This window comes from Stutzerimonas sp. LR2, from assembly GCF_055755175.1.
This window is the reverse complement of record NZ_JBVTRR010000004.1, coordinates 395,436-409,095: the sequence shown is the minus strand read 5'-3', so window position 1 is coordinate 409,095 and position 13,660 is coordinate 395,436. Positions and strand designations below refer to the sequence as shown.

Below are 13,660 nucleotides of genomic sequence, written 5' to 3'. Positions count from 1 at the left end.
GCAGGGAGGAGATGCTTTGCGGGCAAGACGGTCTGCGTGCCGAAAGTAGTAGCGTTTCGCCGCTATCGCAGCGTATGTGAGCCAGGAGGGCCTTTCGATAATCGCTCCCGACACGACTGCGAGTCGTCAATACAGCGGAGAGCGCCATGCACAACAACAAGAAAGCCGTATCAACCCTGCTGCCACTGGCCCTGGCCAGTGCTGTTGCCATGACCGTGAGCCAGTCGGCCATGGCTGAGATCGTGCTCTATGATGAGAACGACACCACTTTCTCCACCGATGGTTATTTCAACACCTTCTACGTTCACAGCGACGTGGAGCGGGACGGCGAGCAGTTCGATCGCAAGCAGTCCCGGGTGAAGATGGGCTTCCTGCCCAACTGGATCGGCTTCAACTTCGGCAAGCAGGTTGGCGACCTCAAGCTGGGCGGCCGCTCCTCGTTCTGGGTCACCATCAACGATAGCGATACCAACGGTACCGAAACCGGCATCGACGTACGTCAGTTCTACGCCACCGCGGCCAACGAGCAATGGGGTGAAGTGCTGTTCGGTAAGGACTTCGGTCTGTTCGGTCGTTCCAACATCCTGCTCGACGAGATGCTCAGCGGCTACGGCCAGGTCAGCGACACCCTGGGGCTGGTCGATGGCGGCGGCGTCTCCTTCGGCAACATCGGTACCGGTTACCCGTACCCGTTCCCGACTTCGCAGATCACCTATCGCTCGCCGAAGATGAATGGTCTGCGTATCGCCGCGGGCATCATGGACCCGGTGGACACCACCGAGGACACCGATTCCGATCTGGACAAGGCCTACCAGGAAGCGCCACGTTTCGAAGCCGAGGTGACCTACGAGTTCGAACTGGGCGGTACCCAGTTCTACACCTGGATCAACGGCATGCAGCAGAGCTCGGACAATACCGACAGCAGCATCGACAAGGTTGACTCCAAGGGCCTGGGTTACGGTGTGCAGGCCAAGATGGGCAACCTGTCGCTGACCGCTTCGGGCTTCCAGGCCGAAGGCATTAACCCATTCTTCACCAACAATGCCGGCGAGGCGCTGCTGCGTGAAGTGGACAGCGACGGCTACCTGCTGCAGGGCTCCTATCGTTTCGGCAAGAACCGCGTGGCGCTGTCCTACGGCAAGACCAAGGACGACGGCAACGGTCTGGGCAGTGCAGCCGACTACGAAACCCGCGGCATCGCGCTGTTCCACAGCATCAACGACAACCTGACCCTGGTCGCCGAGCTGAACCAGTTCGAGATCGAAGGGCGCGACACTGCAGCGCTGGATGAAGAAACCCGTACCTTCGCAGTGGGTGCGGCACTCAGCTTCTAAGCCGAATACAGGGCGCGGATGGCAGCCGAACCGTAGGTCGCGCCATCCGTTGCGATGCAGTGGTGCGTACGTCGATCGTCCCCACGCCCTGAACACAGTGCTCAGCGCTGTACCGCAAAGGCCGGCTCCCTCAAGGGGCCGGCCTTTTCGCCATCAGCGCTGGCGGCGTCGGTTCCGCACGCTAGACACCGCCTGCGTTGTTTCGTCGCGATGCTACCTAGGCAGGCCTTTTCCGGTACTCAAGTAGCATTTTCGTGCCATATGCCCTGCCCAAGAATGGGGTCATCCGATTCAGGCTGTGCGGGGTGCGTGCGTGACCGAACATCAAGGCGAAGTGATCCGCACGGCGATGTCCGATGCACGGCTAGCCGAAACGGTGGCCCAGGATCTGGCCCGACAGCTGATGCATCCGCATCTGGGCTTCGTGCTGTTCTTCTGCTCGGCCGAATACGATCTGCCCGCGCTGGGTGATGCGCTGCGCCAGTACTTCGGCGGCGTGCGTCTGGTGGGCTGCACCTCGGCTGGCGAGATCACGTCCCAGGGTTACGGGCGCAGCTGCGTGACGGCGGTCGGCTTCGACCACCGCAGTTTTTCCATCGCCTGCGAGCTGATCGACGAGATGGACCGCTTCAGCCTGATCGAAGCGCAGCAGCTGGTCGAGCGCCTGGGCAGCGACTGTCGCAGCAACTCGCTGGCGCCGATCAAGGATCACAGCTTCGCGCTGACGCTGCTCGACGGCTTATCCAGCCGCGAGGAACTGGTGCTGTCGGCCCTCAGCGCCGCCTTCGGCAGCATCCCGCACTTCGGCGGGTCGGCCGGTGACGACAATCATCTGAGCGACACCTACGTCTATTACGACGGCCGCTTCTACAGCGGCGCGGCAATCGTGGTGCTGATCAACACCTGGCTGGATTTCGAGGTGTTCACCACTCATCACATCCTGCCGCGCGAGGAGAAGCTGGTGGTAACCCGCGCCGACAGCACCAGCCGCCGGGTCTACGAACTGAACGCCGAGCCGGCCGCCGAGGAGTATGCGCGGCTGATCGGTGTGCCTGTCAGTGACCTCGACCATCGACTGTTCGCCGCCCACCCGCTGGCGGTGCGTATCAACGAACACTACTACGTGCGCTCGATCCAGAAGGTCAACGACGACCTGAGCCTGACCTTCTATTGCGCGGTGGAGAACGGCATCGTCCTCACCGCCATGCAGCCCGGTCCCTTGATGCCCAACCTGGAGGCGCTGTTCCAGCGACTGGAGCAGCGCCTCGGCCCGCCGCTGCTGACCATCGGCTGCGACTGCTTCCTGCGCCGGCTGGAAATCGAGGCCGATGGCAGCAGCGAGCAGACATCGGCCTTTCTCCGACGCCAGCAGGTGATCGGCTTCAACACCTACGGAGAGCAGTTCAATGGCATGCACATCAACCAGACCTTCACCGGTGTCGCCATTGGCCGACCGGGAGGACGGGCGAGTCGCTGAGCTGCTGGCGCGGCAGGCCGAACTCGAACGGGAGAACCACAAGCTCAAGCGCATCAATGCGGCACTGATCGAGCGTGTGGAATCCAGCGGTGCCGGCCGCGATGCCTCCTACGCGGCCTTCCAGCACTCGGTGGAACTGGCCGAGCAGGTGCGCGAGCGCACCGATGCCCTGAATCAGGCGATGGCTGAACTCAAGGGCAGCAACCAGCTGCTCAGCGATGCCCGCTTGCGCGCGGAAACCGCTCACCAGCATCTGGTGGACGCCATCGAGAGCATCTCCGACGCCTTCGTGCTGTTCGACCGCGATCAGCGCATCGTGCTGTTCAACCGCCGCTTCAAATCGCTTTGGACACGCACCCGCGCGCGCATCAACGCCGGCACGCGCCTGGCCGAGGTGCGGCGCATGGCCGAAAGCACCGGCCTCATCGTGGAGGAGCACCGTGGCAAGGGCGACGAACCCACGGTGTACCGGCTGAACAACGGTCGCTGGGTGCAGGTCAGCGAGCGGCCAACCCGCGAAGGCGGGCTGGTGATTCTCTACACCGACATCACCGAGGTGAAGGTCAGCGAGACCATGCGCCGCGAGCAAGCGCTGGCGCAGAAGTCGCGGCTGCTGCAGCGGGCGGTGGACAACCTGTCCCAGGGCGTGGCGATGGTCAGCGCCGAAGGCGCGCTGGAGCTGTGGAACCGACGCTTCCTCGAGCTCTGCGGGCTGGCGCCTATCGAGGCGCATCGACCGTTCGAGGAAGTCATGGCCGACAGCGAGCTGACCCTGCTCACGCCCAACAGCCGTGACGCCCGCGGCCGGCCGATTCGCGAACTGGAACAGCGTCTGTTCGACGGTCGGGTGCTGGAGATTCGTACGCACCCACTGCCCACCGGCGGTTTCGTCAATACCTTTACCGATATCACCGAGCGCTACCGTCATGCCGAGGCGCTGCGCGAGAGCGAGCGCTGGATCCGCCTGATCACCGACCATGTGCCGGCGCTGATCGCCTACGTGTCGGCCGATCTCACCTACGAGTTCACCAACAAGGTCTACGAGGAGTGGTACCGCTGGCCCAGCGACGGCATGCTCGGCCAGTCCCTGCGCGAGGTGCACAGCGGCGAGCACTGGCGGCAACTGGAGCCCTACATCGATCGCGCGCTGTCCGGCGAGAGCGTCAGCTTCGAGATGGCCGAGCGCAACCATGCCGGCCAGCAGCGCTACATGCTGCGATCCTATGTGCCGAACCGGCAGGCCAACGGCGAAGTGGCCGGTATCTTCGTGCTGATCCAGGACATCACCGACCGCCGGCGCACCGCCGAGGCGCTGCATCAGGCCTACCAGAACCTCGAACAGCGGGTTCGCGAGCGCACCGCCGAACTCACCAGCCTCAACGACCAGCTATTGCGCGAGATCGACGAACGCAGCCATGCCGAGGCGCGGCTGCGCGAAGCCAAGCGCGAAGCTGAATTGGCCAACCTGTCGAAGACCAAGTTCCTCGCGGCGGTCAGCCACGACCTGCTGCAGCCGCTCAATGCCGCGCGGCTGTTCACCAGCGCTCTGCTGGAGCAGCCCGGCGCGTCCAGCGGCGGGCTGATCCGCAATATCAGCAATTCACTGGAGGACGTGGAGAACCTGCTCGGCACACTGGTCGATATTTCCAAGCTGGATGCCGGCGTGATCAAACCGGATATTGCGCCGTTCGCCGTCAGCGAGCTGCTTGAAAATCTCGCCATGGAGTTTCGCCAGATTGCCGGTGCCGAACAGTTGCAGCTGGACTTCATTCCTTGCTCGGCGCTCGTGCGCAGCGATATCCAGCTGCTGGCGCGCATCCTGCGCAACCTGCTGACCAACGCCATTCGCTACACGCCCAAGGGACGCGTGCTTCTAGGCTGCCGCCGGCGTCGGCAGAGCCTGTCCATCGAGGTCTGGGATACCGGCGTGGGCATCCCCGCGGACAAGCTTGAGGAAATCTTTCAGGAGTTCAAGCGCGGCGAGGGCGTGCGACCGAATCAGGATCGCGGCCTCGGTCTGGGTCTGGCCATCGTCGACAAGATCGCCCGCATGCTCGGCCATCGCATCCGGGTCAGCTCGCATCCGGGCCGCGGTTCCTGCTTCGCCATCGACGTGCCGCTGGCCAAACGCGCGCCCAAGGCGCGGCCGGAGCCGAGCACCACCGAACTGGTGCTGCAGCGACTACAGGGCGCTCGGGTGTGGGTGCTGGACAACGACACGGCGATCTGCGCCGGCATGCGTACGTTGCTCGAAGGCTGGGGCTGCAAGGTGATCACGGCACTGTCCGAAGAAGACCTGGCGCGGCAGGTGGACAACTTCCACGCCGAGGCCGATCTGATGATCGCCGACTACCACCTGGACAACGGCCACACCGGCATTGATGTGGTGGCCACCGTCAATGCGCGGCGCGCCAGCCCGCTCCCGGCCCTGATGATCACCGCCAACTACAGCAACGAGCTTAAGCAGCAGGTCCGCGAGCTTGGCCATATGCTGATGCACAAGCCGGTGCGGCCGATGAAACTGAAGACTGCCATGTGCCATATGCTCGAGCACGGCAGCGCGGGCTAGAGGCCTGCGCTGCATTCGCCGCTGGAGTGGTCAGCGTTGCGGCCGTGTCCAGATTCCACGCCCCGGCAGCCGCTCGCGGTCATGCGTGCGCTCCAGGCCCAGCGCGGGGCCCTTGGGGACGATTCCAGTGCCGTTGATCTGCCGATGGCTGGCGTAGTAGTGGTGCTTGATGTGGGTGAAGTCCACGGTCTCGGCGATTCCCGGCCACTGGTACAGCTCGCGCAGCCAGTTCGAGAGGTTCGGATAGTCCTCGATGCGGCGCAGGTTACACTTGAAATGCCCGTGATATACCGCATCGAAGCGAATGGCAGTGGTGAACAGGCGCCAATCGGCCTCGGTCAGGTACTCGCCGGTCAGGTAGCGCTGCTTGCCCAGTCGCCGCTCCACCCAGTCGAGTTCGCGAAACAGCTCGTCGAAGGCTTCCTCGTAGGCGTCCTGGGTGGTGGCGAACCCGGCGCGGTAGACCCCGTTGTTGATCGCCGGATAGATCCGTGCGTTGAGCGCATCGATCTCGCCGCGTAGCGGCTCCGGATAGAAATCCAGCCGCGAGCCGGTGATGCCATCGAAGGCGGTATTGAGGATGCGGATGATCTCGGCGGACTCGTTGTTGACGATGCACTGGCGCTCGCGGTCCCACAGCACCGGCACTGTGACGCGGCCGGAATAGTCCGAGTCGTCGCGGGTGTAGCGCTGGTGCAGAAATTCAAGATCGTCCAGCGCGTCGCCGCTGGAGCCGGTGGCCTTGTCGAAGGTCCAGCCGTTCTCGGCCATCAGCCAGCTGACCACCGAAACGTCGATGAGCGATTCCAGCTCCTTGAGCTTGCGGTAGATCAGCGTGCGGTGAGCCCAGGGGCAGGCAAGTGACACGTATAGGTGATAACGACCGGCTTCGGCCGGATAGCCGGTCTTGCCCTTGGGGCCCGGTGAACCGTCCGGCGTGATCCAGTCATGGCGCTTGGATTGTTCGCGCTCGAATCTTCCGTCGCGGTTTGCATACCAGCGGTCATGCCACTGGCCATCGATCAGTAATCCCATGATGCCCTCCTGTTACGGAATAGGAGGGCAGTCTAGGAAGCATCGTTCGATCGATGTGACCGAACGGCCGCTTAATCCTATCGCTTAAATCGATGAGTGCCGGCTCTGCCAGTAGTCATGCGCCTGCTCGAAAGCCGCGTCCCGCGGGGCGCCAAGGCCGCGCAGGGCCAGGGCCATGGTGGCGATCACGGCGAGTTCGCCATAGGCATCTTCTTCCTGACCTTCCCAGACCGCCAGCAGATGCCGAGGGTCTAGCTGGGCCGGTTTCACATGGCGGCGCTCGGACAATGCCGGCCATTCTTCATCCCAGGGCAGCCCGCCAGTGGTGCCGTAGAGGTGGGAAATATTGTCCGGATTCATCTCGACCTCGCCGCCTTCGCCCTTGATGACGATGGCGTGGTCGCCGAGCAGGGTGCTGGCCTGGCGATGGGTGTCCTGATAGCCGGGATGGAAGATGCTCTGCAGCCCGCAACGCGCACCCAGCGGGTTGAGCAGGCGCGCCAGCGAGTGGATTGGCGAGCGCAGGCCGAGCAGGTTGCGCATGTCGATCATGCGTTGCAGCACCGGCATCCAGGCACCCAGTGGAATGAAGGCAAGGCGGTTCTCATCCAGCGCAGCACCGACCTCGGCCCAGTCGTCGCAGCGGCGGATACCGAGCAATTGCAGCTGCTGTTCGGTATAGATGCGCCCGGCGGTGTGGGCGCCGCCGCCGTGCATGACGATGCGCACGCCGTTGGCTGCCAGGCACTTGGCTGCGAGCAGGTACCAGGGCAGGTGGCGTTTCTTGCCTGCGTAGCTTGGCCAGTCCAGGTCGACAGCCGTCTTCGGCGCTTGCACCCGCTCGCGTACCGCTTCGGTGAATCCGGCCAGCTCTGCGGCGCTTTCTTCCTTGTGCCGCAACAGCATGAGGAAGGCGCCGAGCTGGGCCTCCTCGACCTTGCCGTCGAGCAGCATGCCCATGGCTTCGCGGGCTTCTTCACGCGTCAGGTCGCGGGCGCCACGTTTGCCCTTGCCGAGGATGCGCACATACACGGCGAAGGGGTGTTCGGCAGGAGTCTCGAGGATCATAGGCAATTGCTCGGTTTTGGCAGCCCCGCCAGCTTGGCGGCCAGTTTGGCTGGGGTGCCCTTGAACAGACGGTTGAGGTGCAGGCTGTTGCCTTTTTCCGCGCCGAGTTTGAGCGCAGCGTACTTGATCAGCGGTCGCGTGGCCGGGGAGAGCTGGAACTCGGCATAGAAGGCGCGCAGCAGATGAATGATCTCCCAGTGCTCGGCTTCGAGGGCCAGTTCCTCCCGCGCCGCCAGGGCCTCGGCCACGGCTTCGCTCCAGTCCGCTAGATCGACGAGAAAACCGTCCTGGTCCAGCGCGATCTCGCGCCCTTCGACGATCAGGCTCATAACCAGCTGTTGACCCGCGGATAGCGACAGGTCAGCTCGACGAAGCCGGGATAGTCCAGCAGCTGGACGCGCGGCGGCAGGACGGTGATCGAGCGTGCCTGAACGTCCTCTTCCAGGGCGAACAGCGCGACCTGCTCGGGAAGCTGGTGCAGCGCCAGGCACGGTTGGCTGCCGGGCTGTAACGCGTAGGTGGCGTCACCGGTCAACAGCAGGGCGTCGGTGTCGCCCAGCAGCGGCAGGCAACTGGCGAAGCGGCTGTCGCTGAACGGCGAATGAGAAAGCAGGTGCAGAGTAGCCATCAGAGGGTGATCACGTGGTCGTAGCGGTTGATCAGGGCGCGCAGGCCAGCTTCGTCGAGGACCTCGACCGGCAGCGCCAGCGTCGATTCGGCGAGCTGGCGCTCGCTGAGGCTGCGTCGCGCAGCGAACAGGGCATCGATACCGAACAGCGGCAGTGCCTGCAGATTCGCGGTCAGATCCTTCTGTTCGACGGATGCCGCCAGCTGCGCGGGGGCGAGCTGGAATACGCCGTCGTCGAGGAACAGCAGCCCCAGCGGCAGCTCGAAGGCGCCGCCAGCCAGCACGATGTCCAGCGCTTCGCGGGCGGATGGGCCGGACCAGGGCGCCTGGCGGCTGATGATGAGCAGGGAGCGCGCCATCAGTGACCTCCGAAGCAGACGAGGCGATCGGCTTGCTGTGCCGCCTCGTGCAGTTGGCCCAGCCCGGACAGCTCCCAGCCGGCGGCGAGGTTTGCCGCGGGTCGCCGATAGCGCTGCGCCTCGCCGGCATCCAGCACACCGCGACGCAAGCCGGCCGCGATGCAGACCACGCCATCCAGTTGGTTGGCGGTGACGAAGCGGCTCCATTGCGCCGCGACATCCAGTTCGTCCTGGGCCGCGACGATGTTCGCCGAGGCGCTGTGTACGCCGTCCTGGTAGAGGAACAGGCGACTGATCTCATGGCCGCCAGCCAGCGTGGCTTCGGCGAAGCGCAGCGCGCGACGCGCGGCCGGTGAGTGGGGCGGGGCGAACAGGGCGATTACGAATTTCATCGGGGCACCATTGCGAAACAGCCGACATGATACGCCAGCCGGGCGTATGAAGAATCCGTCGTCGGCCATTCCGGTGCTCGTCCGTCGGCGACGGTGCCGCGAGAATGCCCGAGTCTGCGAGCGGGCGGGGAGGGGCGGTCGGGCGGGCCAGCATTGCTCGGGTCTTCGCCCCTCCGGTAGATTGGCCGGCTTTCTGCCCGGTACCGGGCCTGGCTGTCTGGATATCCCATGTCTGTTGCCGACGCTTCCGCTTTGCCTGATTCCGTCTACCGTCAGCCTGGCTTTGTGCCATTTCTGATCAGTCGCGTGCTGGCCATGTTCGCCGTGCAGATCCTCGCCGTCGTGGTGGCCTGGCAGGTGTACGACATGACTCGCGATCCGCTGTCGCTGGCCTATGTCGGCCTGGCGCAGTTCGTCCCGATGTTCCTGCTGCTGATGCCTGCCGGCGACCTGATCGATCGCTACGATCGCAAGCGCATCCTCGCCCTGAGCTGGGCGCTCGAGGCAATCTGCGCGGCGGCTCTGCTGTGGCTCTCGCTGAGCGGCGGGGCGGTGCTCAGCTTCTATATCGTGTTGGTGTTCTACGGCTGCGCCCGTGCTTTCACCGGACCGGCGTTGTCCAGCCTGTTGCCGCAGATCGTGCCGCGCGAGCGCCTGGCTGCAGCCATCGCCGCCAACAGCATGATCGTCCGCGGCTCCACTATCGCCGGCCCGGTGTTCGGCGGAGGCCTGTACGCAATGGGTGGCGGTGGGCTGACCTATGCGGCTTGCCTGCTGTTCTTCCTCGCGGCAATCGTGCTGTTGCAACGGGTACCGGTGCGCTACGGCGAGGCCATGCGGGCGCTGGAGGCTACCGCATGGCAGCGCTTCACCGCAGGCATCCGCTTCATTCGCTCGCGGCCGATCATCCTCGGCACCATCTCGCTGGACCTGTTTGCCGTGCTGCTCGGCGGCGTGGTCGCGCTGTTGCCGATCTACGCCCAGGAGGTGCTGGAAGTCGGCCCGACCGGCCTTGGTGCACTGCGCAGCGCCATGGCGTTGGGCGAGGTGATGGTGGGCTTCTACCTGAGCACGCGGCCGTTCAACCGCCATGTCGGCATGACCATGTTCATTGCCGTGGCGGTGTTCGGTCTCGCCAACATGGTCTTCGCGCTGTCCAGCCTGTTCTGGCTGTCGTTCGCCGCGTTGTTCGTCGCCGGAGGTGCGGACATGGTGAGCATGTACATCCGCTCGTCGCTGATCCAGTTCTCCACGCCTGACGCCATGCGTGGACGCGTCAATGCCGTGAACATGCTGTTCATCGGTTCGTCCAACGAGCTCGGTGAGTTCCGCGCCGGCACCAGTGCCGCCTGGCTCGGTGCGGTACCGGCGGCACTGCTGGGCAGCTTCTGCACGCTGGCGGTGACCGGCGGCTGGATGCTCGGCTTCAGAAGCCTGCGACAGGTAGACCGCTTCGAGGATGCCTCGCCCGAGGCTCAGGCCTCGCGCGCCGGCTGAAACGCGACGGATTGACCGCCCAAACGAAAACACCCTGCGAAAGCGTTGCCTTCGCAGGGTGTCGGATTGCTCGCCGAGGCGGGCAGGTTCAGCGCTGAATCAGTCGTCGCCGCCGAAGATGCCCAGCAGCTGCAGGAGGCTGATGAACAGGTTGTACAGCGAAACGAACAGGCCGATGGTGGCCATGATGTAGTTGCGCTCGCCACCATGGATGATCGCGCTGGTCTGGAACAGGATGCAGGCCGAGGAGAACAGCACGAAACCTGCGCTGATCGCCAGCTGCAGCCCGGTGATCTGGAAGAAGAAGCCCGCCAGCATCGCACCGATCAGCACGAAGAAACCGGCAGTGATGAAGCCGCTGAGAAAGCTCATGTCCTTGCGGGTGATCAGCACGTAGGCCGACAGCCCGAAGAACACCAGTGCGGTCATCGACAGCGCCGAGCTGATCAGCTCACCACCGTTGGCCAACCCCAGGTACATGTTGAGGATCGGGCCGAGCGTATAGCCCATGAAGCCGGTCAGGGCGAAGGTGGACACCAGGCCCCATACCGAGTTGCGCAGTTTGGCGGTAAGGAAGAACAGGCCGTAGAAGCCGATCAGCACCACGAAGATATTCGGGTAGGCGGCGTTAGCCTGCATGGACAGGTATGCCACCAGGCCGCTGAACGCGAGCGTCATGGCCAGCAGCCCGTAGGTGTTGCGCAGGACCTTGCTGACCTCACGCTGTTCGACCTGCGTGTGGCTAAGCGCGTATTCGTGTTCGTGCATGGCGACACTCCTTGGATGAAATCAAGCCTGGGACGATTTGTCCCGGATCATAACAGAGGCAGTCCAGCTGCCTAGCATCAGTGTTTGACAGTGTATTTCTATCCGGTACTATTGCGCCCGCTTTATCCGGAAGTGTGGCCGAGTGGTTGAAGGCAGCGGTCTTGAAAACCGCCGAAGGGGAGACCCTTCCCAGAGTTCGAATCTCTGCGCTTCCGCCATCTGCAATTCTGAAGGCCCCGTACTCCGGGGCCTTCAGCGTTTCTGGGATGCGCATTCCGGCAGTCGGCGTTCCCATGTTGTTCCCATCCTCTAGCCTTTCAGCACCTGACTTTTGCTGGCCCCCTGGGTCAGGCCTGGCGTTCCGTTTGGTGCCTGTCCCACCGCGTACCCGTGATATCTCCATCCGGCTTGTGGCGCTGTTGGCAATCGGGCCGCCTGCGAGGCGGCCGCTGCTGCTAGAATCCGCGCCCCGACAAAAGGAGTTGTCGCCATGAAACGATTCAGACAGCCGGAGGCCTTCGCTCTGGTCCAGCAACACTACGAACCGCTGGTGTTCAACGCACGGATGGACTCGCCAACCACGGTGCGCGTGATGTTGCTCGATGAGGCCACTGGCGAATCCCTGCTGCTGACCGGCCTGCCGTGCCGCATCTCGCTGTCGCGCGCTGAAATCGCTGGCTTGATCGCCTCCATCGATGCCGATGCCGCCGCGCTTCGGCCCGCTCTGCTGAACAAGCTCAAGCGTCCGCGGCTACTCGGCTGATCGACCCGTTCCGCTTGTCCCGCCTGCCATCTCCAAGCCCGGCGCCAGCGAGCTCAACAGACGTCTGGTGAGAAACGGTGCCTGTTCCCTCAGCGAAAAGAGCTTGGGCGACAGCAGCCAGGTATGGGTGATGCCCATCAGGCTCGAATAGAGCAGCAAGGCCAGTGATCGCGCCGATCCTTCATCCGCGTGCGCCTTGGCAATCAGCTCTTCCAGCAACTGCACCATGGCACGGGTGAGCTTGCGTTCGCGTTTCAGGGTGCTCGCCATCTGCGCGGTGAGTTCGGTCTTGTTCAGCAGGATCTCGAAGGACTGCCGATACCAGCGCTCGTCCAGCAGCAGGCGAAACCATTCGCCGACGAAGTGCTCCAGCGCAGCCTGCGGGCTACCGGCCAGCTGGCGACTCTGCTCGATCAGCTGCTCCAGCGGCTCCTGGGAGTAGGCCAGCACCGCTTCGTACAGCTCGTCCTTGCTCTTGAAGTGCCAGTAGATCGGGCCACGGCTGAAGCCGGCGGCCTCGGCGATCATCGCCAGGGTGGTGTTCGAATAGCCGTTGCGGCTGAACAGCTCGAGCGCCGCGGCGATGATCTTGAGGCGGGTCTGTTCGGCGTCTTCTTTGGTACGGCGCATGAGGCTCCTCGAAATGCGCGGCGGCCACGCAGCGTGCCGGCAAGGCCCGCTGCGTGGCAAGCCCTCACAGGGCGCCGTCGGCGGCCATCTGCATGTAGGTGGTGTCGAAGCGCAGCTTGAGATTGCCCTGATCACCGAGCGCGCCGGCCGGCATGGCGATACCGACGAAGTCCGCCGAATCGGCACCGTCGCCCAGCAGGCCGTGGTCGAAGGAGAACTTGCGCACGCTGTCCATCGCTTCGTGGGCCGGTTCGCCGGAGATGAAGGCGACCGCTTCGGCTGGCTGATAGAACATGTGGGTGCCCTTGAGTTGCGCCTCGTAGCCGGCCTGGTCGGTACCGGAAGCTGCGCCCAGCTGGGCGCGTAGCTCGGCGCCTTGTGGCGTGTCGCTGGCCATGATTGCCATCACCTCGTACCAGGCGCCGGTGACCGCCTTGCCGAACGCGGGGTTGTCGGCCAGCGTCTCGCTGTTGACGATCAGCAGGTCCTTGACATGGCCCGGCACGCTGGCCGAGTCGAAGACCTGATGTGCATCCGGTGTGGCGGCGACTTCCTGCAGCAGCGGACTCCAGGTCGCCACGTTGCGTACATCGGCCGTGCTGAAGGCAGCGACGATGTCGGCGTCCGAGGTATTGACCACCTGCACGTCCTTCTCCGACAGGCCTACGCTGTCCAGCGCCTTGGCCAGGATGTAATGCGACACCGACAGTTCCACCAGGTGCACCTGCTGGCCCTTGATTTGTTTGAGATCGCTGGTGCCCTTCATCACCAGGCCGTCGTTGCCGTTGGAGTAGCTGCCGACGATCAGCGCGGTGGTGTCGACGCCACCGGCCGCCGGAATCGACAGCGCATCCATGCTGGTGGCGACCACGCCGTCGAACTGGCCGGCGCTGTACTGGTTGATGGACTCGACGTAGTCGTTGATCTGGCTGATGTTCACCTCGATCCCGTACTTGTCGGCCCACTTCTTCATGATTCCCGACTCGTCGGCGTACTTCCAGGGCATCCAGCCGACGTAAATGGTCCAGGCCAGGTTGAAGGTCTTTTTCTCCTCCGCCTGGGCCAGCGGGGCGAGGGCGGCGAGGGCAATGGCCCCGGCGCAAAGCAGCTTTTTCATCATGGTGCCGTGCATGGCGGTAC

Annotated in this window: 14 protein-coding genes and 1 tRNA gene; 6 read left to right on the top strand and 9 right to left on the bottom strand. The window is 64.1% G+C overall.

Annotated elements, in window-relative coordinates:
* Positions 1–146 precede the first annotated feature (146 nt).
* The 3 genes from ACVRRC_RS16310 to nahK all read left to right on the top strand — a co-directional run bounded on the left by ACVRRC_RS16310 (position 147) and on the right by nahK (position 5,380).
* On the top strand, positions 147–1,334 hold the full coding sequence (locus ACVRRC_RS16310; RefSeq protein ID WP_013982685.1) for a porin: 1,188 nt from the start codon (positions 147–149) through the stop codon (positions 1,332–1,334).
* Between the two features lie 313 nt (positions 1,335–1,647).
* A complete protein-coding gene (gene nosP, locus ACVRRC_RS16305; protein ID WP_013982686.1) occupies positions 1,648–2,811 on the top strand; it encodes a nitric oxide-sensing protein NosP in 1,164 nt (387 codons plus the stop codon).
* Complete coding sequence (gene nahK / locus ACVRRC_RS16300; protein ID WP_011913125.1) at positions 2,741–5,380, top strand: hybrid sensor histidine kinase/response regulator NahK/ErcS'; 2,640 nt, start codon at positions 2,741–2,743, stop codon at positions 5,378–5,380. The genes nosP and nahK overlap by 71 nt, the downstream gene beginning before the upstream one ends.
* Positions 5,381–5,410: 30 nt before the next feature.
* Here the strand turns inward: nahK and ACVRRC_RS16295 are convergent, their stop codons facing one another.
* The 6 genes from ACVRRC_RS16295 to tusD all read right to left on the bottom strand — a co-directional run bounded on the left by ACVRRC_RS16295 (position 5,411) and on the right by tusD (position 8,862).
* Positions 5,411–6,415, bottom strand: coding sequence for a glutathione S-transferase family protein (locus ACVRRC_RS16295; protein ID WP_014596611.1), 1,005 nt, complete (start codon positions 6,413–6,415; stop codon positions 5,411–5,413).
* A gap of 84 nt (positions 6,416–6,499) precedes the next feature.
* Positions 6,500–7,483 carry a glycosyl transferase family protein gene (locus ACVRRC_RS16290; protein ID WP_472997238.1) on the bottom strand — a complete coding sequence of 328 codons (984 nt, stop codon included), beginning with the start codon at positions 7,481–7,483 and terminating at the stop codon, positions 6,500–6,502.
* Positions 7,480–7,812: a TusE/DsrC/DsvC family sulfur relay protein gene (locus ACVRRC_RS16285; RefSeq protein WP_014596613.1), complete on the bottom strand. Its 333-nt coding sequence runs from the start codon at positions 7,810–7,812 to the stop codon at positions 7,480–7,482. The genes ACVRRC_RS16290 and ACVRRC_RS16285 overlap by 4 nt, the downstream gene beginning before the upstream one ends.
* On the bottom strand, positions 7,809–8,111 hold the full coding sequence (tusB, locus tag ACVRRC_RS16280) for a sulfurtransferase complex subunit TusB (RefSeq protein ID WP_125865316.1): 303 nt from the start codon (positions 8,109–8,111) through the stop codon (positions 7,809–7,811). The genes ACVRRC_RS16285 and tusB overlap by 4 nt, the downstream gene beginning before the upstream one ends.
* Positions 8,111–8,470: a sulfurtransferase complex subunit TusC gene (gene tusC / locus ACVRRC_RS16275; protein WP_256045173.1), complete on the bottom strand. Its 360-nt coding sequence runs from the start codon at positions 8,468–8,470 to the stop codon at positions 8,111–8,113. The genes tusB and tusC overlap by 1 nt, the downstream gene beginning before the upstream one ends.
* On the bottom strand, positions 8,470–8,862 hold the full coding sequence (gene tusD, locus ACVRRC_RS16270; RefSeq protein ID WP_026012488.1) for a sulfurtransferase complex subunit TusD: 393 nt from the start codon (positions 8,860–8,862) through the stop codon (positions 8,470–8,472). The genes tusC and tusD overlap by 1 nt, the downstream gene beginning before the upstream one ends.
* Positions 8,863–9,090: 228 nt before the next feature.
* Here tusD and ACVRRC_RS16265 point away from each other — a divergent pair, with 228 nt between their 5' ends.
* Positions 9,091–10,359, top strand: coding sequence for an MFS transporter (locus ACVRRC_RS16265; protein ID WP_019406271.1), 1,269 nt, complete (start codon positions 9,091–9,093; stop codon positions 10,357–10,359).
* Between the two features lie 99 nt (positions 10,360–10,458).
* On the opposite strand, the gene ACVRRC_RS16260 is transcribed toward ACVRRC_RS16265, so the two are convergent.
* Positions 10,459–11,127, bottom strand: a complete 669-nt coding sequence (locus ACVRRC_RS16260; protein WP_011913132.1) for a Bax inhibitor-1/YccA family protein — start codon at positions 11,125–11,127, stop codon at positions 10,459–10,461.
* 128 nt (positions 11,128–11,255) lie between these two features.
* On the opposite strand from ACVRRC_RS16260, the gene ACVRRC_RS16255 reads away from it, so the two are divergent.
* Together ACVRRC_RS16255 and ACVRRC_RS16250 are read left to right on the top strand one after the other, a co-directional pair.
* Positions 11,256–11,345, top strand: a tRNA-Ser gene (locus ACVRRC_RS16255).
* A gap of 272 nt (positions 11,346–11,617) precedes the next feature.
* Complete coding sequence (locus ACVRRC_RS16250; RefSeq protein ID WP_011913133.1) at positions 11,618–11,890, top strand: DUF1652 domain-containing protein; 273 nt, start codon at positions 11,618–11,620, stop codon at positions 11,888–11,890.
* On the opposite strand, the gene ACVRRC_RS16245 is transcribed toward ACVRRC_RS16250, so the two are convergent.
* Positions 11,879–12,520, bottom strand: a complete 642-nt coding sequence (locus tag ACVRRC_RS16245) for a TetR family transcriptional regulator (protein WP_023082656.1) — start codon at positions 12,518–12,520, stop codon at positions 11,879–11,881. The two genes, ACVRRC_RS16250 and ACVRRC_RS16245, sit on opposite strands and share 12 nt — an antisense overlap.
* 64 nt (positions 12,521–12,584) lie before the next feature.
* Positions 12,585–13,652, bottom strand: coding sequence for a putative urea ABC transporter substrate-binding protein (locus ACVRRC_RS16240; RefSeq protein WP_013982697.1), 1,068 nt, complete (start codon positions 13,650–13,652; stop codon positions 12,585–12,587).
* Positions 13,653–13,660 lie beyond the last annotated feature (8 nt).

What these genes read in the sequence shown, in the direction of transcription:
- ACVRRC_RS16260 (WP_011913132.1), bottom strand. Translation starts at nt 11,127, where the DNA reads ATGCACGAACACGAATACGCGCTTAGCCACACGCAGGTCGAACAGCGT.
- ACVRRC_RS16250 (WP_011913133.1), top strand. Translation starts at nt 11,618, where the DNA reads ATGAAACGATTCAGACAGCCGGAGGCCTTCGCTCTGGTCCAGCAACAC.
- nahK (WP_011913125.1), top strand. Translation starts at nt 2,741, where the DNA reads ATGGCATGCACATCAACCAGACCTTCACCGGTGTCGCCATTGGCCGAC.
- ACVRRC_RS16240 (WP_013982697.1), bottom strand. Translation starts at nt 13,652, where the DNA reads ATGCACGGCACCATGATGAAAAAGCTGCTTTGCGCCGGGGCCATTGCC.
- tusB (WP_125865316.1), bottom strand. Translation starts at nt 8,111, where the DNA reads ATGGCTACTCTGCACCTGCTTTCTCATTCGCCGTTCAGCGACAGCCGC.
- tusC (WP_256045173.1), bottom strand. Translation starts at nt 8,470, where the DNA reads ATGGCGCGCTCCCTGCTCATCATCAGCCGCCAGGCGCCCTGGTCCGGC.
- ACVRRC_RS16265 (WP_019406271.1), top strand. Translation starts at nt 9,091, where the DNA reads ATGTCTGTTGCCGACGCTTCCGCTTTGCCTGATTCCGTCTACCGTCAG.
- ACVRRC_RS16245 (WP_023082656.1), bottom strand. Translation starts at nt 12,520, where the DNA reads ATGCGCCGTACCAAAGAAGACGCCGAACAGACCCGCCTCAAGATCATC.
- tusD (WP_026012488.1), bottom strand. Translation starts at nt 8,862, where the DNA reads ATGAAATTCGTAATCGCCCTGTTCGCCCCGCCCCACTCACCGGCCGCG.
- ACVRRC_RS16290 (WP_472997238.1), bottom strand. Translation starts at nt 7,483, where the DNA reads ATGATCCTCGAGACTCCTGCCGAACACCCCTTCGCCGTGTATGTGCGC.
- ACVRRC_RS16295 (WP_014596611.1), bottom strand. Translation starts at nt 6,415, where the DNA reads ATGGGATTACTGATCGATGGCCAGTGGCATGACCGCTGGTATGCAAAC.
- ACVRRC_RS16310 (WP_013982685.1), top strand. Translation starts at nt 147, where the DNA reads ATGCACAACAACAAGAAAGCCGTATCAACCCTGCTGCCACTGGCCCTG.
- ACVRRC_RS16285 (WP_014596613.1), bottom strand. Translation starts at nt 7,812, where the DNA reads ATGAGCCTGATCGTCGAAGGGCGCGAGATCGCGCTGGACCAGGACGGT.